This is a genomic window from Qipengyuania oceanensis (genome assembly GCF_009827535.1).
Taxonomy (GTDB): domain Bacteria; phylum Pseudomonadota; class Alphaproteobacteria; order Sphingomonadales; family Sphingomonadaceae; genus Qipengyuania_C; species Qipengyuania_C oceanensis.
The window spans coordinates 534,352-555,872 of sequence record NZ_WTYN01000001.1; the positions used below are offsets into that span (position 1 = coordinate 534,352).

General features: G+C 64.1%; 22 protein-coding genes. 10 read left to right on the forward strand and 12 right to left on the reverse strand.

The window, feature by feature from the left end; genetic code table 11:
* Window positions 1-55: 55 nt before the first annotated feature.
* Together GRI48_RS02590 and GRI48_RS02595 are read left to right on the forward strand one after the other, a co-directional pair.
* Window positions 56-1,810, forward strand: a complete 1,755-nt coding sequence (locus GRI48_RS02590; protein ID WP_160670993.1) for an N-acyl-D-amino-acid deacylase family protein — start codon at window positions 56-58, stop codon at window positions 1,808-1,810.
* Window positions 1,807-2,817: a zinc-dependent alcohol dehydrogenase family protein gene (locus GRI48_RS02595; protein WP_160670996.1), complete on the forward strand. Its 1,011-nt coding sequence runs from the start codon at window positions 1,807-1,809 to the stop codon at window positions 2,815-2,817. Before GRI48_RS02590 ends, GRI48_RS02595 begins: the two co-directional genes overlap by 4 nt.
* Window positions 2,818-2,826: 9 nt before the next feature.
* Here the strand turns inward: GRI48_RS02595 and GRI48_RS02600 are convergent, their stop codons facing one another.
* From GRI48_RS02600 to GRI48_RS02620, 5 genes are all read right to left on the reverse strand, one after another.
* Window positions 2,827-3,909 (reverse strand): DUF2855 family protein, encoded by a 1,083-nt coding sequence (locus GRI48_RS02600; RefSeq protein ID WP_160670999.1) that lies wholly within the window; start codon window positions 3,907-3,909, stop codon window positions 2,827-2,829.
* A 52-nt stretch (window positions 3,910-3,961) separates the two neighbouring features.
* Window positions 3,962-5,089 (reverse strand): DNA polymerase III subunit beta, encoded by a 1,128-nt coding sequence (gene dnaN / locus GRI48_RS02605; protein WP_160671002.1) that lies wholly within the window; start codon window positions 5,087-5,089, stop codon window positions 3,962-3,964.
* 159 nt (window positions 5,090-5,248) lie between these two features.
* Entirely contained in the window at window positions 5,249-6,001 is a 753-nt protein-coding gene (gene fabG / locus GRI48_RS02610) for a 3-oxoacyl-[acyl-carrier-protein] reductase (protein WP_160675276.1), read from the reverse strand.
* On the reverse strand, window positions 6,001-6,939 hold the full coding sequence (gene fabD / locus GRI48_RS02615) for an ACP S-malonyltransferase (protein ID WP_160671005.1): 939 nt from the start codon (window positions 6,937-6,939) through the stop codon (window positions 6,001-6,003). The genes fabG and fabD overlap by 1 nt, the downstream gene beginning before the upstream one ends.
* A gap of 24 nt (window positions 6,940-6,963) precedes the next feature.
* Window positions 6,964-7,794, reverse strand: a complete 831-nt coding sequence (locus GRI48_RS02620; protein WP_160671008.1) for an LD-carboxypeptidase — start codon at window positions 7,792-7,794, stop codon at window positions 6,964-6,966.
* A gap of 53 nt (window positions 7,795-7,847) precedes the next feature.
* Here GRI48_RS02620 and GRI48_RS02625 point away from each other — a divergent pair, with 53 nt between their 5' ends.
* Window positions 7,848-9,275, forward strand: a complete 1,428-nt coding sequence (locus tag GRI48_RS02625) for a glutamate ligase domain-containing protein (RefSeq protein WP_160671011.1) — start codon at window positions 7,848-7,850, stop codon at window positions 9,273-9,275.
* 4 nt (window positions 9,276-9,279) lie between these two features.
* On the opposite strand, the gene GRI48_RS02630 is transcribed toward GRI48_RS02625, so the two are convergent.
* Both GRI48_RS02630 and GRI48_RS02635 read right to left on the reverse strand, forming a co-directional pair.
* On the reverse strand, window positions 9,280-10,248 hold the full coding sequence (locus GRI48_RS02630) for a DUF808 family protein (RefSeq protein ID WP_160671015.1): 969 nt from the start codon (window positions 10,246-10,248) through the stop codon (window positions 9,280-9,282).
* Window positions 10,249-10,358: 110 nt separating this feature from the next.
* Window positions 10,359-10,994, reverse strand: a complete 636-nt coding sequence (locus GRI48_RS02635; RefSeq protein ID WP_160671018.1) for a glutathione S-transferase family protein — start codon at window positions 10,992-10,994, stop codon at window positions 10,359-10,361.
* Between the two features lie 181 nt (window positions 10,995-11,175).
* On the opposite strand from GRI48_RS02635, the gene rpsF reads away from it, so the two are divergent.
* The 5 genes from rpsF to GRI48_RS02660 all read left to right on the forward strand — a co-directional run bounded on the left by rpsF (window position 11,176) and on the right by GRI48_RS02660 (window position 14,816).
* Window positions 11,176-11,538, forward strand: coding sequence for a 30S ribosomal protein S6 (gene rpsF, locus GRI48_RS02640; RefSeq protein WP_160671023.1), 363 nt, complete (start codon window positions 11,176-11,178; stop codon window positions 11,536-11,538).
* Window positions 11,538-11,762, forward strand: coding sequence for a 30S ribosomal protein S18 (gene rpsR, locus GRI48_RS02645; protein WP_034904833.1), 225 nt, complete (start codon window positions 11,538-11,540; stop codon window positions 11,760-11,762). Before rpsF ends, rpsR begins: the two co-directional genes overlap by 1 nt.
* Before the next feature lie 13 nt (window positions 11,763-11,775).
* Window positions 11,776-12,444 (forward strand): 50S ribosomal protein L9, encoded by a 669-nt coding sequence (gene rplI, locus GRI48_RS02650; protein WP_160671026.1) that lies wholly within the window; start codon window positions 11,776-11,778, stop codon window positions 12,442-12,444.
* Between the two features lie 142 nt (window positions 12,445-12,586).
* Window positions 12,587-14,026, forward strand: coding sequence for an AMP nucleosidase (locus GRI48_RS02655; protein WP_160671029.1), 1,440 nt, complete (start codon window positions 12,587-12,589; stop codon window positions 14,024-14,026).
* A 25-nt stretch (window positions 14,027-14,051) separates the two neighbouring features.
* The gene (locus tag GRI48_RS02660) at window positions 14,052-14,816 is read left to right on the forward strand and encodes an SDR family NAD(P)-dependent oxidoreductase (protein ID WP_160671032.1); all 765 of its coding nucleotides are present in this window, start codon (window positions 14,052-14,054) and stop codon (window positions 14,814-14,816) included.
* Between the two features lie 3 nt (window positions 14,817-14,819).
* Here GRI48_RS02660 and GRI48_RS02665 read toward each other — a convergent pair whose 3' ends face one another.
* The 5 genes from GRI48_RS02665 to GRI48_RS02685 all read right to left on the reverse strand — a co-directional run bounded on the left by GRI48_RS02665 (window position 14,820) and on the right by GRI48_RS02685 (window position 19,879).
* Window positions 14,820-15,680, reverse strand: a complete 861-nt coding sequence (locus GRI48_RS02665) for an alpha/beta fold hydrolase (RefSeq protein ID WP_160671035.1) — start codon at window positions 15,678-15,680, stop codon at window positions 14,820-14,822.
* A gap of 5 nt (window positions 15,681-15,685) precedes the next feature.
* Entirely contained in the window at window positions 15,686-16,591 is a 906-nt protein-coding gene (gene rimK, locus GRI48_RS02670; RefSeq protein ID WP_160671038.1) for a 30S ribosomal protein S6--L-glutamate ligase, read from the reverse strand.
* A gap of 25 nt (window positions 16,592-16,616) precedes the next feature.
* On the reverse strand, window positions 16,617-17,060 hold the full coding sequence (locus tag GRI48_RS02675) for an ATP-dependent zinc protease family protein (RefSeq protein ID WP_160675279.1): 444 nt from the start codon (window positions 17,058-17,060) through the stop codon (window positions 16,617-16,619).
* Window positions 17,061-17,169: 109 nt separating this feature from the next.
* Window positions 17,170-19,029 carry a M2 family metallopeptidase gene (locus tag GRI48_RS02680; protein ID WP_160671041.1) on the reverse strand — a complete coding sequence of 620 codons (1,860 nt, stop codon included), beginning with the start codon at window positions 19,027-19,029 and terminating at the stop codon, window positions 17,170-17,172.
* A 97-nt stretch (window positions 19,030-19,126) separates the two neighbouring features.
* On the reverse strand, window positions 19,127-19,879 hold the full coding sequence (locus tag GRI48_RS02685; protein WP_160671044.1) for an alpha/beta fold hydrolase: 753 nt from the start codon (window positions 19,877-19,879) through the stop codon (window positions 19,127-19,129).
* Window positions 19,880-19,956: 77 nt separating this feature from the next.
* Here GRI48_RS02685 and GRI48_RS02690 point away from each other — a divergent pair, with 77 nt between their 5' ends.
* Together GRI48_RS02690 and GRI48_RS02695 are read left to right on the forward strand one after the other, a co-directional pair.
* Window positions 19,957-20,403 carry a MarR family winged helix-turn-helix transcriptional regulator gene (locus tag GRI48_RS02690; RefSeq protein ID WP_160671047.1) on the forward strand — a complete coding sequence of 149 codons (447 nt, stop codon included), beginning with the start codon at window positions 19,957-19,959 and terminating at the stop codon, window positions 20,401-20,403.
* Window positions 20,396-21,490, forward strand: coding sequence for an HlyD family secretion protein (locus GRI48_RS02695; RefSeq protein ID WP_160671050.1), 1,095 nt, complete (start codon window positions 20,396-20,398; stop codon window positions 21,488-21,490). Before GRI48_RS02690 ends, GRI48_RS02695 begins: the two co-directional genes overlap by 8 nt.
* Window positions 21,491-21,521: the final 31 nt, after the last annotated feature.

Below are 21,521 nucleotides of genomic sequence, written 5' to 3' on the forward strand. Positions count from 1 at the left end.
TGGCGTCGCTCCACAGGCTATGATAACAAGGTTTCAATAAGAAATGGAGAGAGAGATGCCTGCATTCGATTTGATCATCCGCAATGCCACCATCGTCGACGGAACCGGCGATGACCGATTCACCGGCGATATCGCGATCAGGGACGGCCTCATCGCGCAGGTAGGCTCGGTCAGCGGCGATGCTGCCGAAGAAATCGACGCGGGCGGTCATGTCGTCACTCCGGGCTTCGTCGACATCCATACCCATTACGATGGCCAGGCGACCTGGGACCAGGAAATGGCCCCGTCGAGTTGGCATGGCGTCACGACCGTCGTCATGGGCAATTGCGGAGTCGGCTTCGCCCCTGCCCGGCCCGATCGGCACGATTGGCTGATCCAGCTGATGGAGGGGGTCGAGGACATCCCGGGCACCGCGCTCGCGGAGGGAATCACCTGGGACTGGGAAACCTTCCCCGAATATCTCGACGCGCTCGAGAAGCTGCCGCGAACGGTCGACATCGGCACCCACGTGCCGCATGGCGCAGTCCGCGCCTACGTCCTGCAGGACCGGGAGGAGCCCGGTGCCGTCCCGACCGAGGACGACATCGCGCAGATGGCCCAGATCGTCGAGGACGGCGTGCGCGCAGGCGCACTCGGTTTCTCGACCAGCCGCACCGTGCTGCACAAGGACGTCAACGGCGTGCTCGTACCCGGAACGACGGCGACCGCCGAAGAACTGGTCGAACTCGGCCGGGCCATGGGCCGCGCGGGCCACGGCGTGTTCGAGATGGCTTCGGATCTTCGCCGCGAATGGAACGAGTTCGAATGGATGGGCAATCTCAGCCGCGAAACCGGCCTGCCGGTCACTTTCGCCGCCCTTCAGTCGATCGCCAAGGAACAGTCGCTCGACGAACAGATCTCCAACATGCGCGCCCAGAACGACAATGGCGCGAACATCGTCGCCCAGATCGCCCTCCGCGGCAATGGCATCATCATGGCCTGGCAGGGCACGGTGAATCCCTTCGTCCTGCGGCCGAGCTGGCAGGCCATGGCCGATCTGCCGTGGGAGGAGAAGAAAGCCCGCCTGCTCGATCCCGAGTTCAAGGCCAGCCTGCTCGCCGAGGCGAACGATTATTCGCAAGTCGCCGAAGATACCAAGGAGGTCATCTTTGCCCTCACCAACGGGTGGGGCCTGATGTTCGAGATGGACGAGGACTTCGATTACGAGCCCCCGCAGGATGCGACGGTCAACGCCCGTGCCAATGCCGCCGGCATCGATCCGCAGGAATATGCCTACGACATGCTGTGCCGCGACGACGGCAAGGGATTCATCTACTTCCCGATCCTCAACTATGCCGATGGCGACCTCGAATTCCTCCTGCCGCTCCAGCATAGCGACGATACGGTCAATTCGCTTTCCGATGGCGGCGCTCACTGCGGGACGATCTGCGATGCGGCATCGCCCACATTCATGCTCGAACATTGGGTGCGTGATCGCAAGCGCGGCAAGACAATCACGCTCGAGAACGCGATCAAGCGCCAGTGCCTCGACACCGCACGGCTTTACGGCTTGGATGATCGCGGGATCATCGCGCCCGGCTATCTCGCCGATCTCAACATCATCGACATGGACCGCCTCAAGCTCGGCAAGCCGTGGCTCGCCTTCGATCTGCCCGCAGGCGGCAAGCGCCTGCTGCAGAAGGCGGAAGGATATGTCGCGACGATCAAGAACGGCGTCGTCACCTTCCGCGAGGGCGAATGGACCGGGGACACGCCCGGCGGGCTTATTCGCGGTCCCCAACGCGCCGAACTGGCGGAGGCAGCAGAATGAAGGCTATCCGCACCGGCGCGACGCCCTCTACTCTCGAAGCCCTGGAATTCGTCGACATCGACAGCCCCTCCGAACCCGGACCGGGGGAGATCACCGTCGCGCTGAAGGCGAGTTCGCTCAACTTCCACGACTATGCCGTGGTCAAGGGGATGATCCCCGCGCAGCAGGGCCGCATCCCGATGTCGGACGGCGCGGGCGAAGTGGTGGCGGTCGGCGACGGGGTGACCGACTACAAGGTCGGCGACCCGGTCGTCTCGACCTTCTTCCCCGAGTGGCTGGACGGCGGACCACCGCAGACGGCTTTCACCCGCGTACCCGGCGATGGCATCGACGGATACGCCCGTGAAACGGTAACCGCGCCGACGACCTGGTTCACCCGCGTGCCGCACGGATATTCGGCGGCCGAGGCGGCTACGCTCACTTGCGCGGGGCTCACGGCCTGGCGAGCCCTGTTCGTCGACAATGCAATCAAGCCCGGCGATACCGTTCTGGTGCAGGGATCGGGCGGCGTCTCGATCTTCGCGTTGCAATTCGCGAAGGCTGCGGGCGCGACGGTGATCGCCACCAGTTCGGCTGGCGAAAAGCTGGAACGGCTGAAGGACCTCGGGGCCGATCACCTGATCAACTACAAGGAAGTCGAGGCCTGGGGCGCAAAGGCGCTCGAGATAACCGGCGGCAGGGGCGTCGATTGCGTCGTCGAGATTGGCGGCGCCGGCACACTCGACCAGTCGATGATGGCGACACGCGTTGGCGGCCACGTCGCGCTGATCGGAGTGCTCGCAGGCTTTGCCGGCCCGGTGCAGACCGCGCTGCTCATGGCGAAGAACCTTCGCGTCCAGGGCCTGACCGTGGGGAGCCGCGCACAACAGCTCGACATGATTGCAGGGATCGAGGCGAACGGCATCAAGCCGATAATTTCCGATACGTTCGAGCTCGAACGGCTCGCCGACGCCTTCAGGCATCAGGAAGCCAACCGGCATTTCGGCAAGATCGCAGTGGCGATCTGATCCGACGAACTAGGGTTTGATGATGACGCCGGTGGCGGGATCGACCTCGCCACCGACCATCTTCGCGAAGATGGAGGCGGCCGCATCGAGCCCGTCATGGACTTTCATCTCGATCGCGTTGCCGATGTCCGCCAGGAAGGTCTTCCAGCTGGTCGCCATGTGTCGCCCGGCTTCTTCCGGCCCCAGTTCCTTGAACAGTGCCACCGCATGGTCGGGAGCGAAGAACAGCGTCGGTGTCGGGCCGGGCAGGTTCGGCCCTGCGCCCATCCCTTCGCCCCTGTCGTCGATATGCGTCACTCCGACGAGACAGGAGTATTTCAGCGCATCGCCGAAATGCTCGTGCAACCGGCGGAGCAGCACGGCGTTGCCCGCGAAATCGACGGTGACCGTAGGCTTGTCAGCTAGCGAGCCGACATCGTCATAGGCGACGACCTCGTCGTAGAGACCGGAATTCTTCACGAAATCCACATTGCCCGATGACGTCAGCCCGATGCGGCGGATCGCCGGGGATTTGGCCCTGGCCACGCTTGCCAGACCCATCGCCGTCTTCGAGGACGCGCTGGTGAGGACGACCTGCTCGGCGCCGAACCAGTCTTCGCCGCGCATGAAGTATTCGATCAGGAAGCCGGTCTTGAATAGCGGTCCGAAGATCATCCGCTCGTTCTCGCGCGCCGGATCGTGTTCGGGATCTGCCGCGAGCCGCGAATACTGGTTGTAGATCGGGCTCATCGGCTGGCGGTGATCGGCCGCGTCGACGAAACCGCTGGCAGAGACCTTGCCAGGCTGGACTACGAGGTGCGAGGCCATCGGCAAGTAGCCGTAGACCCGCTCGCCCTCGGCGATATCGGGATGGCGGCTTTCCGCAACGCGCGCGTGACCCCACATCGGAACGATGCCCTTGCCTGCGGGCGCGGGGAAGAAGTTCCAGTAACCGACCATGTCGCCGACCACGACATAGGTCACGTTGTTGGCGGTGACCGAAAAACTCTCGACCGCCAGCAGAACCTCGCCATCGGCCAGCGCCGGAGCATCCTGCTCGACCGGCTGAAGCTTGGTCAGATCATCGCGGGCAACATGGACCTGGATCGGCATCGGCATCTCCTCTGGAAGGAGTGCTAGCCGATCCCGGCAATTCTGGCGAGTGTCAGACGCGCATCGGCATCAGGACGTAAAGCGCCGGCGACTTGTCGTCCTTGCGGATCAGCGTCGGCGCACCGGCATCGGCCAAGTGCAATTCAACGGTGTCGCTGTCGATCTGGCTGAGGATGTCCTTGAGGTAATTGGCGTTGAAGCCGATCTCCAGCGGTTCGGCACTGTAATCGGCCGCGATTTCTTCGGCCGCCGTGCCGTTGTCGGGCGAAGTGACCGAAAGCGTGACCTTGTCGCCTTCCAGACCCATCTTGACGGCACGGGTTTTCTCGGTGGCGATGGTCGCCACGCGATCGACGCCTTCGTAGAAACTCTTCGGATCCAGTTTCAACAGCTTGTCGTTACCCGTTGGAATAACGCGCGAATAATCGGGGAACGTCCCGTCGATCAGCTTGCTGGTCAGTACCACGCCGCCCTCGCCGCCGAGCGTGAAGCGGATCTTGCTCGCCGACAGGTCGACCTGCACGTTTCCGTCGAGCGATTCGTCGAGCAGCTTGCGCAGTTCTGCGACCGCTTTGCGCGGCACGATCACGTCGGGCATGCCTTCGGCGCCGGCCGGGCGCGGCAGAGTGAAGCGCGCGAGGCGGTGGCCATCGGTGGCCGCAGCCTTGAGCACGGGCTGGTCCTCGTCCGAGACGTGCAGGAAAATGCCGTTGAGGTAATAGCGGGTTTCCTCGGTGGAGATCGCAAACCGCGTACGATCGATCAGCTCGGCCAGCGTTTTCGCCGGAATCTCGAAACTGGTCGGCAGATCGCCCTCGACGATCACGGGAAAATCGTCCCGCGGCAGTGTCGGCAGCGAGAAGCGGCTGCGCCCGGCCTTCACCGCCATGCGGTTGTCGGCGGTCTCGAGGCTCACCTGGCTACCGTCGGGCAGCTTGCGGGCGATGTCGAACAGCAGGTGCGCCGAGACGGTGATCGCACCGGGGCTCTCGACGCTGGCCGCAGCCATGTTCTCGACCACTTGCAGGTCGAGGTCGGTCGCCATGACCTTCAGCGACCCGTTCGTGTCCGCGTCGATCAGCACGTTCGACAGGATCGGAATGGTGTTGCGCCGCTCGACGACGGACTGGACGTGGGAGAGGCAACGAAGGAGCGTCGCGCGTTCGATGGTGGCCTTCATGGGTCCCTTCTCTTGTACCCTGCTGCGCCCGCGTGGCCGGAATCGCCACGTAGCGCCGGAATTGGTCCGTAAACCTTAGCGGAGCGGCCTATGCGGGCAAGCCGCAGGGCGTGCAGTGCCGGATTCCTTGGGGATAAATGACGGTTTGGGCCGGCTGGCCTAGCCCATCATCGCCATGCCGCCGTTCACGTGGATCGTCTGCCCGGTGACATAGGCGGCCTCGTCGCTGGCGAGAAAGACCACTGCGGCGCCGATCTCGTCTCCCTCGCCCATCCGCGCCATCGGGATGCGGCTGTTGATCGCGGCCTTCTGGTCGTCGGTCAGAGCATCTGTCATCGCGGTGCGGATGAAGCCCGGCGCAACGCAATTTACGGTGATGTTGCGGCTGGCAAGCTCCTGCGCGAGGCTCTTGCTCATTCCGGTCAGGCCTGCCTTGGCGGCGACGTAGTTCATCTGGCCGGGATTGCCGGTGTGGCCGACGACGCTGGTGATGGAGATGATCCTGCCGCCTTTTGCCTTCATCATCGGGCGAGCGCTGGCGCGCATCAGGCGAAAGCTCGCCTCGAGGTTGATGCGCATGACCTCGTCCCATTCCTCGTCCTTCATCCGCATGGCGAGGTTGTCGCGCGTGATGCCGGCGTTGTTGACGAGGATGTCAATGCGACCGAGCGTATCGACCGTCGCTGGGATCAGCTCCTCGACCTGGGTCGTGTTGGAAAGATCGCAGGTGATCTCCACGTGATCATGGCCGAATTCGTCGTTCAGCTGTTCGCGGAAAGCGCGCAGCTTGGCAGGATTTGAACCGGACAGCGCCAGCCGGGCGCCCTGTTTCGCCAGCGCATAGGCGATCGAGGAGCCGATGCCCCCGCTCGCTCCTGTGACGAGGGCGGTCTTACCTTCGAGGCTGAACATCATCCGATCTCCTCCGCCAGTGCTTCGATATCGTCCATCGTGACCACGCTGGTCACGGCGGCGTCGGGTGCGATCCGGCCGATCATCGGACCGAGAACCTTGCCGCCCAGTTCGACGAAGTGTTCGACCCCCGCCCCTGTCATGGCAAGCACGCTTTCACGCCAACGGACGCGGCCCGTCACCTGCTCGACCAGCAATCGCCGAACATCTTCCGGGTCGGTGACCTGCGAGGCCGTGACATTTGCATAGAGCGGCAATCTCAGCGCCCCCGGAGGTGTCGCCGCCAGCGCCTCGTCCATGGCGTCGGCAGCCGGCTGCATCAGCGGGCAGTGGAAAGGCGCGGAAACGGGCAGCTTGATGCCGCGCTTGATCCCGTGCTCCTTGGCGAGCGCGATGGCGCGTTCGATCGCCTCCGCATGGCCGGAGATCACGACCTGCGTCGGGTCGTTGTCGTTCGCGACCGTGCAGACCTGACCTTCGGCGGCCGCATCGGCAAGTGCCTGCGCTTTCTCGATGTCGGCGCCGAGCAAGGCGGCCATCGCACCCTCGCCCACCGGTACCGCCGCCTGCATCGCCCGTCCGCGCAGCTTCAGCAGCCGCGCCGTATCGGCGAGCGAGAACGCGCCGACTGCACACAGGGCCGTATATTCGCCGAGGCTGTGCCCGGCGACGCAATCACCCTTGTCGGCGAGCGTGATTCCGCCTTCCTTTTCAAGCACGCGCAGGGTCGCAATGGCATTGGCCATGATCGCGGGCTGCGCATTCTCAGTGAGGGTGAGCTGGTCGTCCGGCCCATCGCGCATAATTGCCGACAGCTTTTGGCCGAGCGCGTCGTCGACTTCCTCGAAAACCTCGCGCGCGATGGTGCTCGCTTCGGCGAGGTCCGCCCCCATCCCGACCTTCTGGCTGCCCTGTCCCGGAAAAACGAAAGCTCTCATCTGCGTCTCCTTTGGCCGGCGCGCCTATTGGCCCGCCGCGGGGCTGGCAAGGCCGAAGGGCACGATCCGGTTGTCCGCCGTGTGGCCGATCATCGCCCGGCCGAGGTAGGGAATCCCTGCGCGGTCGCACCAGAACTTGGCGATCTGTTCCGGCGTCTGGCCGAAGTCGGTGTAGTTTTCGGGCACGTTGCTGACCGCACCCAGGCGCAAGCCAGCAACGCGCGGCAACGCATTGCTGAGCTGGAAGAACAGCCGATCGACGGCATAGAGGTGCTCGCTCACTTCCTCGACCATGACGACATGGCCCGTGAGATCGGGCATCATCGGGCCGTTGGACAGCATCGACAGGGTGATGAGGTTGAAAGCGACGGCCGGCGTCTGCCCGTCGAGCGACGGTTCGAGCCCGCTGTTGTCGCCCGAGAACCAGCGCAGCACGCGGCGCACCGCCTCGCGCCCGCGCTCGCTGCGCGCACTGGCGGGCATGGATGCGTGGACCGGCTGGCCTATTCCCGCACGGTAAAGCGCACCCAGGAGGTATCCGCAGTCGGAGAACCCGGCATAGGTCTTCTCGCGCGCGGCATCGTTCATCCGCGCGATCGCGGCCTGTGCGATGCGGTTCGAACCATAACCACCCTTGGCGAACCAGACGATGTCGAAGCCGGGGTCGTTGGCGCACTGGACCAGTGCCTCCATCCGGCGGATGTCCGGCCCCGCGAAATGTCCCGATTTTTCGAAGCATTGTTCGTGAAACCAGACCGAATGCTGCGGAAACTCGGCGGCGACGAGCTCCTCCAGCGCCGCCGCGTGTTCGCGGGTGATCGGCGTGGCGGGAGCGCAGATGGCGATGCGGCTCATTGCGGCTGTGTAGCCAGCTTGTGCTGGCGCGCACAACTCAATACCTGACGCCAATGAGCGAATTTCCCACGCCCGAACAGCTTTTTGCACGACCCTTCTTCTTTTGCGGCATCGGCGGGTCCGGCATGTTGCCGCTGGCGCAGATCCTGAAAAGCCGCGGATGCACCGTGGCGGGAAGCGATCGCGCCTACGACCAGGGGCATACGCCCGAAAAATTCTCCGCGCTCGAGCAGCAGGGTTTCGCGCTTCACCCGCAAGACGGCAGCGGGATCGTCTCCGGCGACCAGGTCCTCGTGGCCAGCGCGGCGATCGAGGATACGGTTCCTGAAGTGAAAGCCGCCAAGGATCTAGGCTGCCTGCGGATGACACGCGCCGAGCTCAATTCCATCCTGTTCAACACCAGTGGCGCCGGGATCGCGGTGGCGGGGACGAGCGGCAAATCGACCGTCACCGGTATGCTCGGCTGGATCCTGGAGGCGACCGGCCGCAGCCCGACGATCATGAACGGCGCGGTGATGAAGAACTTCGTTTCGCCCGAACGACCCTATGCCAGCTCCGTCGTCGGCGGAAACGCCATCTACCTGTCCGAAGTAGACGAGAGCGACGGCTCCATCGCCCTTTATCGCCCGGCAGTGGGTGTGCTGCTCAACGTCAGCCTAGACCACAAGAGCATGGAGGAATTGCGCCAGCTGTTCGGCGATTATCTCGACCGCAGCCGGATCGGCGTGATCAACGCCGACGATGCGGAAGCGCTCGCATTGCTGCCCCGCGCAAAGGAGGTCATCACCTTCGGTATCGAGCAGGACAAGGCGCAGATCGGCATCGTTGCGGGCAGCATCGCCGAAGGGCCGGTGCGGCAGGCGGCGATGGTCGTGGACCGGCACGACGGGAGCGAGCATTCGCTGCTGCTCAACGTGCCAGGCAGGCATAACCTCTCTAATGCGCTGGCCGCCATCGCCGGAGCCGCCGCCGCGGGCGTCCCCGTGGCTGCCGCGGTGGAGGCGCTGGCGGGCTATGCAGGTCTCGCCCGCCGGTTCGACATCATCGGCACCAATCACGCCGCGATCACGGTCATCGACGACTTCGGCCACAACCCGGAGAAATGCGCGGCAACCTTGCGCACGTTGCGACAGCATCCCGGCCGGGTCATCGCCTTCTTCCAGCCGCATGGCTACGGTCCCTTGCGTCAGATGGGCGATGAACTGGCGCAGACGTTCGCAAGCGAACTGGCCGAAGGCGACCGCGTGATCTTCTCCGATCCGGTCTATTTCGGCGGCACGACCGATCGCAGCGAGGGCAGCGAACGGATCGTCCGGCTGATCGAGGATGCCGGCAGCCATGCCGAACACATTCCGACGCGCAAGGCCTGCGGCGACCGGATCATGCAGATTGCCGGACCGGGAGACCGGATCGTGGTCATGGGTGCGCGCGACGACACGCTGACCGCGTTCGCGCAGGACCTCTACGCGCGCCTCTCCTGAAAAGTCAGTGGGCCTCGGCTTCCTTGCCCGGGCCATGGCCAAAGCCGAAGACCTTGTGCAGCACGAGCACTATGACGAAGCCGAGCACCAGGCCGACGATCGCTGAAACGCTTGCATAGGCGAGCCAGCCGAGAACCCCCGATAGCGAGCCTGTCGCTTCGGCGACCGCGTGTTCGGCGCCATGCGCGATATCGTAAAGCCCATCCCATCCAAGCTCATGCGTGCCATGGATGATGATCCCCCCACCGACCCACAGCATCGCGATCGTGCCGATGAAGCTGAGCGCGACCAGCAGTCGCGGCATGGCATGGAGAAGCCCGCGGCCGAGTTTGCGCGCCGCGGAGGATTCCTTTTTCGCAAGGTGCAGGCCGACATCGTCCATCTTCACGATCATCGCTACCGCGCCATAGACCACCAGGGTCACGGCGATCGCCACGGCCGCGAGGGCGAGCGCCCGGGTCAGGAAGTTGTCGGTCACCGAAGCGATCTCGTTCAGCGCGATCGCCATGATTTCCGCCGACAGGATGAGGTCGGTGCGGATCGCGCCGTTGACTCGCTGCGCTTCGAACTTTGCAGGATCCTCGATCGGGTCCTCCAGCGTCTTGCCGTGCTTGGTGCCGCTCAGCTTCTCCATCACCTTTTCCGCGCCCTCGAACGACAGGTAGGAGCCGCCGAGCATGAGGATATAGGTGATCGCGCTCGGCAACAGCCAGCTCAGGATCAGCGCGCCCGGCAGCAGGAAGATCAGTTTGTTCTTGAGGCTGCCCTTGGTGATGTTCCAGATGATCGGCAGCTCGCGCGCGGGGCTGAGGCCGGTCACATAGCTGGGCGTCACGGCCGCATCGTCGATGATGACGCCGGCCGTCTTGGTTCCGGCCTTGCCCGCCGCGATGCCGACATCGTCGATCGAGGCCGCCGCAACGCGTGCGATGACCGAGATATCGTCGAGCAGGGCTACCAGTCCACCGGGCACGTCATTCTCCTTGATTGCGCCTCGGCGCTCGGGTCACCCTACGCCTGAGGGCTGCGGTCTATCCCGAAAACATTCCCTGCGGTCAAACCGGGTGCGTTCGGAACGTGTGGCTAAGATGCTGGCGCTGCGGCTTTCTCGCGTGCCACCGCCTCGCGATACCCGGCCCGCGCCACCAGTCGCTCGCGATATTTCCTGAGGCTGTCAGGCACACCGTCGTCCAGCCCGACCTTCTCGGCGAGGATCAGGGCATAGCCACAGCAAATATCGGCCACGGTGAAGCGATCAGCGCACAGGAATTCGCGCGTCGCCAGCCGCTCTTCCAGCTTGACGAGCCGCTTGTGGAACCAACGGCCATAAGCCTCGCCAGCCTCGGCCAGACCGCGTTCCTTCTCGAATATCGCGAAGCGCATGAACACCGTCTGCGGGAAGGTTATCGTCGCATCGGCATGATAGGTGAAATCGAGATATGCGCCGTAATCCTGTTCGTCCGCCGCCACCACGAGACCGTCCGCCCCCGCCCTGACTGCAAGGTAATGCGCGATCGCGCAGCTTTCGGTCATCCGCGTTTCGCCATCCACCAGCAGCGGTATCGTGCCCAGCGGATTGCGTTCGAGATATTCCGGCGCCTTGATCCTCGGCGGGAACGGGAGCATCTGGAGATCTATGGTAGCGCCCGCTTCGCAGGCGGCCCATGTCGCGCGAAGGCCGCGCGATCCGGCGCAGGTGTAAAGCGTGGGGTTCGTCATACCGGCGGTCTAGGCGGCAATGCGGACAGCCGCAATCGGCCAAGGCAAGCCTTGCAATCCCCGCCAATACCGCTATGTGCGCGCCTTCCTTCGGCTCTGCCCTGGGAAAGAAGAAAGCCGGAGGGGCCCCGCGATCCGCGCGGACAAGCCAGCGATCGGCAGCAATTGAAAGGACGCAAGGATGGCTCTGTACGAGCATATCTTCCTCGCGCGTCAGGATCTGAGCCAGGCTCAGGTCGACGCGCTGGCGGCGCAAGCCACCGAAATCATCGAAGCGAATGAAGGCAAGGTGACCAAGACCGAGACCTGGGGTCTCAAGTCGCTCGCCTACAAGATCGATCGCAACCGCAAGGCGCATTTCGTGATGATCAACATCGACGGACCGGGCACGGTCGTCGAGGAACTCGAGCGCCAGACCCGTATCAACGAAGACGTCATCCGTTACATGACCGTCCGTGTCGACGAACACGAAGACGGCCCCTCGGTAATGATGCGCAAGAACGACCGCGACCGCAAGCGTCGCGGGGACCGTGGAGACGACTGATGGCCCGCCCGTTTTTCCGCCGCCGCAAGAGCTGCCCGTTCTCGGGTAACGATGCTCCCAAGATCGACTACAAGGACGTGCGCCTGCTGCAGGGCTTCATGTCCGAACGTGGCAAGATCGTACCGAGCCGCATCACCGCAGTCAGTGCCAAGAAGCAGCGCGAACTCGCCAAGGCGATCAAGCGTGCGCGTCACATCGGCCTGCTGCCCTACATCGTGAAGTAAGGGGAGAAGCACCATGGATATCATTCTCCTCGAACGCGTCGAGAAGCTCGGCAGCATCGGCGACGTCGTCACCGTCAAGGACGGCTATGCGCGCAACTTCCTGCTTCCGCAGAAGAAGGCCCTCCGTGCCAATGAAGCCAACAAGAAGGTCTTCGAGGCCAATCGCGAGCGTCTGGAACAGGAAAACGCCGAGCGGCGTACCGACGCAGAGAAGCAGGGCGAAAAGGTCGGCGGCACCGAGATCGTGATGATCCGCGCCTCGTCGAACACTGGCCAGCTTTACGGTTCGGTCAACGTGCGTGACGTGGTTGCCGGCCTCGCCGACAAGGGTCACGAGATCGACAAGAAGCAGGTCATCATGGGCCACCCGATCAAGACGATCGGCATGCACGACGTGACCATCGCGTTGCACCCCGAGGTGCACGTGACCGTCAAGGCCAACGTCGCCCGCTCGGACGACGAAGCCAAACTGCAGAGCCAGGGCGTCGACGTCCTCGCGCAGATTTTCGAAGACGAGCAGGCCGAGATCGAGGAAATGGCCGCGGCCAATGCCATCGATCCGAACCTCGAGCCGGGCGAAATCCCGAGCGAGCTCTTCGAGGACGGCGTGAGCACGCCCGACGACATGTCGGTCACCGAAGCGAAGATCGAAGCGACCGCTCCGGACAGCGACGCTTCCTGAGCAAGGAGCTGACGGGCGCGAGCCCGACACTCTCGCAGACGAGTAAACGAAGGGGCGCGGTCGCAGGATCGCGCCCCTTTCTCGTCGCCATCCTGCAACCTGTCGCCCTTGAATTGTCACGGGCAGGCGCTAGTGGCTGGCCATGAAGAGTTTCGATTCAATCCTTGCCGATCTCACGCGGATCTACGACGCGTCCACCGCCACGCTGCGCGAAGACATTCTCGCCTACGCTGCTGACGGAACCCTGCCCTCGCCGGACAAGCGCAAGGACGGCTCCTACGCCTATCCCGAACTGCGACTGGTGTATCGCGGACGCGGCGAACCGACCGATCGCAGCCGCGCCTATGGCCGCCTCGAACAGGCGGGTACCTATGCGACCACGATCACTCGTCCCGACCTGTTTGCGGACTATCTGCGCGAACAGCTCGAGCTGATCGCCCAGGACTACGAGATCGAGGTCGATGTCGCGGCCTCGCGCCAGGAGATCCCCTTCCCCTACGTGCTCGATGGCGAACAGGGCGCAGCCATGGCGGGGATCGCGCCGCAGGAACTGGCCAATCATTTCCCGGCGACCGACCTCGCCCTGATCGGTGACGAGTTGGCCGACGGGATCGAGTTCGGACTGTTCGGGTCGAGGATGCCGCTCATGCTGTTCGACGGGTTGCGGACCGATTACTCGCTTGCCCGGCTCGCGCATTACACCGGCACGCCACCGGGCGATTTCCAGAACTACATCTTGTTCACCAACTACCACCGCTACGTCGACGAATTCGTGCACTGGGCCGCCCAGCGGATCGGCGACGACGGGTTCACCAAGCTCACCGGTGCGGGCGGGTTGAGCCTGTCCGAGCGGACCGATGGCGCCGCGACCCATTATTCCGAAAGCGCGTGGCGCAAGCACCAAATGCCCGCCTACCACCTCCAGCGCGAGGACCGGTCGGGGATCACTCTGGTCAACATCGGTGTCGGCCCATCGAACGCCAAGACGATCTGCGACCACCTGGCGGTTCTGCGCCCGCACAGCTGGTTGATGATCGGGCATTGCGGCGGCCTGCGCTCGAGCCAGAAGATCGGCGATTTCGTCCTCGCCCACGCTTACCTGCGCGACGACAACGTCCTCGACGCAGTGCTGCCACCCGAAATCCCGATCCCGCCGATCGCGGAGGTCCAGCAGGCCCTTGCCGGGGCCGCCGAGGCAGTGTCCGGAACGCAGGGCGCCAATCTCAAACAGCGGATGCGCACCGGCACCGTCGTCACCACCGACGACCGCAATTGGGAACTTCTCTATTCGCGTTCGGCAAAGCGCTTCTCGCAGAGCCGCGCGATCGCGATCGAGATGGAAAGCGCCACCATCGCCGCGCAGGGATATCGCTTCCGCGTTCCCTACGGCACATTGCTGTGCGTGAGCGACAAACCACTGCACGGCGAAATCAAGCTGCCCGGGCAGGCCAACCAGTTCTACGAGGAAGCAATCGCGGCGCACTTGCAGATGGGTATCGAGGCATGTCACCGGTTGCGCGCCGAAGGCGACCGGCTGCACAGCCGCAAGCTTCGGGCGTTCAACGAGCCGCCGTTCCGGTAGAGACCGATCGAGGGGAGAGAGAAGAATGCCGAACCGTTCGCGATCCGTTGCAGGCCGCGTCGCCATCGTCACCGGGGCCGCGAGCGGCATGGGTCGTGCTACGGCCCGGCTGCTGGCTGCCGAGGGGGCGAAGGTTGCCGTCACCGACCTCGATCTTGCGTCCTGCGCGGGAGTGGCGGCAGAATGCGGCGACGATGCGCGCCCTTACGCACTGGACGTTGCAGACCCGGATGCGATCAAGTCCGTCGTCGCGCAGATCGCCAAGGATTTCGGCGGGATCGACATCCTCGTGAACAATGCCGGCGTTTCCAGCTTCTCGCCGCTCGACGCAGGTGATGAATACGACGAGATCTGGTCGCGCGCGCTGGCAGTGATGCTGACCGCACACCAGCGGATGGTGCGTGCCGCCCTTCCCCATCTGCGCAAGAGCGATGCCGCGCGGATCGTCAACATCGCGTCGACGGAAGGGCTCGGCGCGACCCCTGGCGACACGCCCTATGTCGCGGCCAAGACCGGCGTGACCGGGCTTACACGCGGGCTTGCGGTCGATTTGGGGCCGGACGGGATCACCGTCAATTGCATCTGCCCCGGCCCGATCCGCACCGCGATGACCGATGCGGTGCCGGACGAGCACAAGACGATCTTCGCCAAGCGTCGCACGGCGCTGCGTCGCTACGGCGAGCCAGAAGAAGTGGCGCAGATGACGCTCTCGCTTGTCCTCCCGGCAGCCAGCTACATCACCGGTGCAGTCATCCCGGTCGATGGCGGACTGATGGCGCGCAACGCCTGAGGCTCAGCTCGTCCCGAGATATTCGGAAACGATCCGCGCTGCATCGGCGGGATCCTGGAACGGGTGGAAATGGGTCATGTCCGGCCGGTGGAGATCGGTCCCGTCGGGAATAATCGAGGCGAGTTCGGGCCAGGTCGGCGAGCCCTTGAAATCCATGCCATCGCGTTGCTGGGCACGGACAACCAGCACCGGAATATCTACCTTGCGGGCCGCGTCGAAGATCGCGCCATTGCTCCGGCTGGACTGGTAGATGCTGGCTTCCGTCTGCGGCGCACAAGCCAGGGTCAAGCCCTCGCCGCTGTCCTTCGGCACCAGGCCAAACCGGCAATACAGCTCGAAAACGCGGCGATCGAAGATGTCGTAAGGGTCGCGATCGCCGAACCGTTCGATCATCTGCTCGACGCTTTCGAAATCCGCCTTGCGACGGGCGGTCGGATGCTCGCCCATCGGTGAGGGGTCCGCGTAATAATCAGGCGCAAGTATTACCGGATCGAACAGCACCAGCCGGGTGAACAGGTCGGGGCGCTGGGCGGCTGCCTGCAACAGCGAATGGGCTCCCATCGAATGACCGACGCCTACGGCACCCGATACGCCGCTCGTGTCCAGGACCGCCGCTATGTCGCCCGCAAAAACGCGCCAGTCGGAAATCGGGCCTCCGCCGGATCGGCCGTGACCGCGCATGTCGAGTTGCAGCACTCGCGTCTCGGCAAAATGCTCGACGATGGGATCGTAGCAGCGGCCGTGAAATCCGGTCGCATGGGCGACGACCAGCGGCGGCGCATCGCTCGCTTCGAGGCCTGCCCGCTCCCACCACGCCAGTTCGCAATCGCCGACATTCATCTTGCGCAATTCCACTCCGGACATGGCTATCACCCCGCGCCCTTGGTCTTGGTCTTGCCCGCCTTGGCGTTGTCTTCGATGAACTTGATGATCATTCCTGCCACGTCCTTGCCGGTCGCGTTTTCGATGCCTTCCAGACCCGGTGACGAGTTCACTTCCATGATGACCGGGCCGTGATTGGAGCGCAGCATGTCCACGCCGCACACATTCAGGCCCATCCGCTTGGCAGCGCGCAAGGCGGTCGAGCGTTCCTCCGGCGTGATCTTGATCACGTCCGCGCTACCGCCCCGGTGCAGGTTGGAGCGGAAATCGTCCGCCGCGCCCGTGCGCTTCATCGCCGCGACGACCTTCCCGCCCACGACCAGCGCGCGGATGTCGGTTCCGCCCGCTTCCTTGATGAATTCCTGGACCAGGATGTTCACGTTGGCTCCGCGAAAGGCCTCGATCACCGACTTGGCGCTGCTCATCGTCTCGGCAAGCACGACACCGATCCCCTGCGTGCCCTCGAGCAGCTTGATGACCACCGGCGGACCCTTCACCGCCCTGATGATCTCCTCCGCCTGCTTGGGATCGTTAGCATAGGCGGTTAGCGGCAGGCCGAGGCCGTGCTTGGCGAGAATCTGCATGCTGCGCAGCTTGTCGCGGCTGCGACCGATCGCGACGCTTTCGTTGAGCGGCCAGACCCCGCCCATCTCGAACTGGCGCAGGATCGCGAGGCCGTAATTGGTAATGGAGGCGCCGATCCGCGGGATCACCGCGTCGTAACCGTTCAGCGTCTCGCCATTGTAACTCAGCGTCGGGCGATGGCTGGCGATGTTGACCGTACAACGCAGCGTATTGATGATGTCGAGCGAATGCCCGCGCTGCTCTGCGGCGTCCTTGAGCCGCTGGTGCGAGTAGAGATTGGCGTTGCGCGCCAACATTGCGATTTTCATGACCCGGCCCTCCTTGGGCCTCGTATTATGGTTTGTGACCCTCGACGGGGTCCATGCCGCGCGTCTGCAACCAACTATGCCCGCTGTCGACGACAAAACGACGACGGAGCGACGAACGCCCGATCAGCATCGGAAATTTCATGTCCGAGCGGTCGGCAAGGCTGATTTCGGCGCGGAATTTGAGCGGTCCGATGCGAAGCGGCGTCTTGATGATCATGCGGCGCTGGGTTTCGCCGTTGGAGCTCGTGATTCCCCGCCAGTCGACGTGCACGGCCTCGCACACCTGCTGCACATGCTGGTCCGGGAAATCGACCGCGAAGCGCACGAACTGCTGCCCGTCGCGCTCGAACGTCTCGAGCACCTTGCCGTGAAGCGAGGAGGTGCGCGCACCGGTGTCGATCTTGGCCGGAATCCCCCGCAGGCCGAGTTCGGGCAGGTCGACCAGCTCTCGCCAGCCGACCGTGGCCATCTGGCGCGGCAAACCGCTCACTTGCCCCCGCCCCGCAGGGGCTTTTCCTCGACCCGCCTGTGCATGCAATCCTCCCTGAACGGAGAGGACTACATCGCAAGACGGCGGATCACCAGCCCGAAGGTTTGCCCTTGTTCTGTTCGTCCAGCCAGGCCTTCAACGGGGCGAAATACTCGGCCATCGCGGCACCTGACATCTCCCGGCTGCCGGTAAACGCCTCGAGAGCGTCGGGCCACGGCTTGGACTGCCCCATCTCGAGCATGGCGTTCAGCTTTTCGCCGACTTCCTTGTTTCCGTAGAACGAGCAGCGGTGCAGCGGCCCGGTCCACCCTGCCTCGTCGCAGGCGGCCTTGTAGAACTGGAACTGGAGGATCGCCGCGAGGAAATAGCGCATGTAGGGCGTGCTCGCAGGGATGTGATACTTCGCCCCCGGATCGAATGCATCCGCCGGCCGCTCGACCGGAGGCTCGATGCCCTGGTACTCGCGCTTCAGGTCGACCCAGGCCGAGTTGTATTCGGCCGGCGTGATAGAGCCGTCGAACACGCCCCAGCGCCATTTGTCGACCAGCAGGCCGAACGGCAGGAATGCAACCTTGTCCATCGCCTTGCGCAGCAGCAGGCCGATGTCCTTGTCGGCCGACGGCACCTTGCTCTTGTCGAGCATGCCGATCTGGACGAGGTATTCCGGCGTGATCGACAGGGCGATCATGTCGCCGATCGCTTCGTGGAAGCCATCGTTAGCCCCGCTCAGGTAAAGATAGGGCTGCTCGTTGTAGGCCCGCTGATAGTAGTTGTGGCCCAGTTCGTGGTGGATCGTCGTGAAGTCGTCGGCATTCTTCTTGATGCACATCTTGATCCGCAGATCGTCGACGTTGTCGAGGTTCCACGCACTGGCGTGGCACACCACTTCGCGATCGGCGGGCTTCAGGAACTGGCTACGCTCCCAGAAGGTGTCCGGCAGTTCGGCAAACCCGAGCGAGGAGAAGAAATTCTCGCCCGTGCGCACCATGTCGAGCTCGCTCATGCCCTTCGCGGCAATGAGGTCGGTAACGTCGTAACCGATGTCGCCTGCACCCGGCGGTGCGACCAGCGGGTAGATATTGCCCCATTCCTGTGCCCACATGTTGCCGAGCAAGTCGGCGCGGATCGGGCCGGTCCTGCCCTGCACCGCATCGCCGTAGTGCTCGTTGAGCTTCCAGCGGACATAGGTGTGGAGGCTGTCGTAAAGCGGCTTCACTTCCTGCCAGAGCCGCTCGGTGGTCGCCTCGAACTCCTCGGGCGACATGTCGTAGTTGGAACGCCACATGGTGCCGGCGTTGTCGTAGCCGAGCTCGCGCGCACCTTCGTTTGCCAGCGCGACCATGCGGGCGTAATCGCCCTTCATCGGCGCACCGACGCGGTCATGCCAGGATTGCCACATCTCGGTCAGCTCTTCGGGCGTGCGCTCCAGATTGCCCATTTCCGCTTCGGCGTCATTGCCGGCGATATCCTCGCCGTTGAGGAGCGCCTTGCCCTTGCCGTATTGCGCCTCGAGCTTGGTCGAGATCGCCGACATTTCCTCCGCCGCGCCCTCGGTCGTCGGTGCGGGCATGGTGATGCTGGAACGCAGCAGGTCGAGCTTGCGTTCGACGTCGGGATCAAGACCGGGAACTTCGGCATAACGCGCTGCAGCGAGCGCATAATCGACGCTCATCTTCTTGCCTTGCGCGCCGTAAATGGTCGCCAGTGCGTTCGTATCGTCGGTGATGTAGGTCGAATTGACCCACGAAACGCGGCTGCTGACGGAAGAGAAATCTGCCATTTGCCTTTCGGCTTCGGCAACGAATTGCGCCGCGCCGGCAGGGGTCAGGGGATAGGCGGGCGCCACGCTCTGCGAGCTTGGCTCAGCTTCCTGGGCGACGAGCGGGGTGGCGACGGCGGCAGTGGCAATGGCCAGCACCGCGCAGGATGCGCGTGCGAGAGATTTCATGGAGTGCGACCTCTAGTTCGTTGAATTCGATATGCTTCAGATGGTAGCGAACGTGGCTGTCTTCAGGATGAATTGCGCAGCGCGCGGCCAGTTCCCGTTACTTCAGAAACTCGACGAGGGCCTCGCCCAGAGCAGGCTCGGTCACCGAACTCATGTGCGTGCCGGGAATTGTCGCGAGGCTTGCATCGGGCAGCGCCTCGACCAGCTTTTCCGGTGAACCGTTGTCGCGATCATTGTCGCCGCACAGCACCAGCGTCGGCATGGTGATTTTCGCCAGTTCGTCGGGCGAGGTATCGGCGACCGACTGCAGCAACAGGCGGGCCGCATCGCGATCGACCTTCATCGTCTTCATGAAGCTCACGGCGAAGAAGGCGCGATCGCCGTGCTTGACCTCGGCGAAGCGATCGATCGCGTCGATGAAAAACGCCGCGCGCGCGTTCCATCCCGCGAGCCCTTCGAGGCCCATTCCGCTCAGTACCAGCCGCCGCGGCTCCAGTCCGGCAATCACTGCCCGGGCAGCCGTACGCGACCCGAGCGAAAAGCCCACCAGATCGAAGTCGTCGAGGTCGAGCGTTTCGGTCAGCGCGAACAGGTCGCGCACCAGCACGTCGGGCGGATAGCTGGCCGGATCGTGCGGCTTGCCGCTGTCTCCATGGCCGCGCAGGTCCGGCATGATCGCTTCGAAACCGGCTAATGCCAGCATCTGCGCGTGACCGAAACGCAGCCAGTTCATCTCGGCATTGGAGAACAGGCCGTGCAGCAGAACCACGGGCCGTCCCTCGCCCAGGCGATGAACGGCGAGTTCGGTATCGTCGAAGGAGCGGATTTTCGAAGTTTCAAGGGGTTTCATGGGCCGGTCGGTATCGCAGGAAGGGCGGGTGCGAAAGCCGATTGTTTTTGCTAAGCACACTTATTATATACCCCGCTATGAAACAGAACATCGGTTACCTGCTCTCCGACAGCGCACGCCTGTTGAGACGTACTTTCGACCAACGGGTGCGCAGCCTCGGGCTCACCGCCGTGCAGGCTCGCCTGCTGCTGGTCCTCGACAAGTTTCCCGACGAGAACCAGGCTTTCTACGCCGAGCGGATCGAGGTCGAGCCGATCACGCTTACCCGGATCGTCGACCGGCTCGAGGAAGCCGGCTGGGTGACCCGCATCGCCGATCCGGCGGACCGGCGGGCGCGCCTCTTGCACCCGACCGACAAGAGCCGCGAGATTCTCGAACCGCTCCGGGTCAAGGTCGACGGTCTCGTCGCGGACATGGCCGCGGACCTGAGCACGGAGGAAACCGCCATGCTCGCCGACCTGCTCGGCCGCGTTGCAGCCAACCTCGAAGCCAGCAAGATACTCGCGGAGGCCGCCAATGGCTGAGGCCGATCCAGGAACCATCGAGCGCGACACTGTGTCGGTCCCGGCCGACGATGCAGCCGGTCCGGTCACGGAGAAGGAGCCGGCTTCGCGGGTCTGGCGTCGCCGGGCGCTGATGTTCGCTATCCCCCTCATCCTCATCGCGGCCGCTGCCTTCTACTGGGCAGGCCTGCAGGGGAAGGCCGTGACCGACAATGCCTACGTCCAGATGGACAAGGTCTCGATTAGCGCCGAGGTTGGCGGAAAGATCATCGAAGTCGCAGTCGCCGATGGAGATACAGTGCAGCAGGGCGACTTGCTGTTCCGGATCGATCCGACGCCCTATCAACTGCAGGTTGCGCAAGCCAACGCCGCGATCGCCACCGCGCAGGCCAATGTGACAGCGCTTGCCAATTCGTCCGACCTTTCGGGCGCGGATATCTCGGCCGCGCAGGAGGACATCGCCTTCGCCCAGGCCAATTTTGCGCGGAAGGATGCTCTCTACGAGCGCGGCTTCCTGACGAAGACCGAGCATGATGCCGCCCGCCATGCGGTGGCCCAGGCACGCGAGCAATTGCGCCAGGCACAGGCTCGCCAGCAGGCCGCACAGGCAAAGCTCGCCACCGGGTCGGCAGTGCCTGGAGAGAACCCGCAAGTCGCAGCAGGCAAGGCGCAGCGCGAGGTGGCACAACTGTCGCTCAGCCGGACCGAGGTGCGCGCCCCGGCGGCAGGCCGCATTGCCGAGGCGGATCGGCTGCAGATCGGCCAGCAGCTCGTCCAGGGCCTGCCGGTGGTGACCATCGTCCGAGAATCGACGCCCTATGTCGAAGCCAATTTCAAGGAAACCGACCTCGCCGACATGCGGGTGGGACAAAGGGCGAAGATCCATCTCGATGCCTATCCCGATCTCGAACTGGAAGGGCGGGTTGAGACCATCGGAGCCGGAACAGGGTCGGAGTTCAGCGTGCTTCCGGCGCAGAACGCGACCGGCAATTGGGTCAAGGTCACGCAGCGCGTGCCTGTCCGGATCCGTCTGCTCGGGAAAAGTCCGCGCCAGCTGATCGCCGGCCAGTCGAGCGAAGTGACGGTCTACACCGACGAGGGCAAGTAACCGCGTGGCGACGACTGCGCCCTCACCAGCC

Excerpts from the sequence above, each read along its gene's own strand:
- GRI48_RS02590 (WP_160670993.1), top strand. The coding sequence starts at position 56 with ATGCCTGCATTCGATTTGATCATCCGCAATGCCACCATCGTCGACGGA.
- GRI48_RS02595 (WP_160670996.1), top strand. The coding sequence starts at position 1,807 with ATGAAGGCTATCCGCACCGGCGCGACGCCCTCTACTCTCGAAGCCCTG.
- GRI48_RS02600 (WP_160670999.1), bottom strand. The coding sequence starts at position 3,909 with ATGCCGATCCAGGTCCATGTTGCCCGCGATGATCTGACCAAGCTTCAG.
- dnaN (WP_160671002.1), bottom strand. The coding sequence starts at position 5,089 with ATGAAGGCCACCATCGAACGCGCGACGCTCCTTCGTTGCCTCTCCCAC.
- fabG (WP_160675276.1), bottom strand. The coding sequence starts at position 6,001 with ATGTTCAGCCTCGAAGGTAAGACCGCCCTCGTCACAGGAGCGAGCGGG.
- fabD (WP_160671005.1), bottom strand. The coding sequence starts at position 6,939 with ATGAGAGCTTTCGTTTTTCCGGGACAGGGCAGCCAGAAGGTCGGGATG.
- GRI48_RS02620 (WP_160671008.1), bottom strand. The coding sequence starts at position 7,794 with ATGAGCCGCATCGCCATCTGCGCTCCCGCCACGCCGATCACCCGCGAA.
- GRI48_RS02625 (WP_160671011.1), top strand. The coding sequence starts at position 7,848 with ATGAGCGAATTTCCCACGCCCGAACAGCTTTTTGCACGACCCTTCTTC.
- GRI48_RS02635 (WP_160671018.1), bottom strand. The coding sequence starts at position 10,994 with ATGACGAACCCCACGCTTTACACCTGCGCCGGATCGCGCGGCCTTCGC.
- rpsF (WP_160671023.1), top strand. The coding sequence starts at position 11,176 with ATGGCTCTGTACGAGCATATCTTCCTCGCGCGTCAGGATCTGAGCCAG.
- rpsR (WP_034904833.1), top strand. The coding sequence starts at position 11,538 with ATGGCCCGCCCGTTTTTCCGCCGCCGCAAGAGCTGCCCGTTCTCGGGT.
- rplI (WP_160671026.1), top strand. The coding sequence starts at position 11,776 with ATGGATATCATTCTCCTCGAACGCGTCGAGAAGCTCGGCAGCATCGGC.
- GRI48_RS02655 (WP_160671029.1), top strand. The coding sequence starts at position 12,587 with ATGAAGAGTTTCGATTCAATCCTTGCCGATCTCACGCGGATCTACGAC.
- GRI48_RS02660 (WP_160671032.1), top strand. The coding sequence starts at position 14,052 with ATGCCGAACCGTTCGCGATCCGTTGCAGGCCGCGTCGCCATCGTCACC.
- GRI48_RS02665 (WP_160671035.1), bottom strand. The coding sequence starts at position 15,680 with ATGTCCGGAGTGGAATTGCGCAAGATGAATGTCGGCGATTGCGAACTG.
- rimK (WP_160671038.1), bottom strand. The coding sequence starts at position 16,591 with ATGAAAATCGCAATGTTGGCGCGCAACGCCAATCTCTACTCGCACCAG.
- GRI48_RS02675 (WP_160675279.1), bottom strand. The coding sequence starts at position 17,060 with ATGGCCACGGTCGGCTGGCGAGAGCTGGTCGACCTGCCCGAACTCGGC.
- GRI48_RS02680 (WP_160671041.1), bottom strand. The coding sequence starts at position 19,029 with ATGAAATCTCTCGCACGCGCATCCTGCGCGGTGCTGGCCATTGCCACT.
- GRI48_RS02685 (WP_160671044.1), bottom strand. The coding sequence starts at position 19,879 with ATGAAACCCCTTGAAACTTCGAAAATCCGCTCCTTCGACGATACCGAA.
- GRI48_RS02690 (WP_160671047.1), top strand. The coding sequence starts at position 19,957 with ATGAAACAGAACATCGGTTACCTGCTCTCCGACAGCGCACGCCTGTTG.
- GRI48_RS02695 (WP_160671050.1), top strand. The coding sequence starts at position 20,396 with ATGGCTGAGGCCGATCCAGGAACCATCGAGCGCGACACTGTGTCGGTC.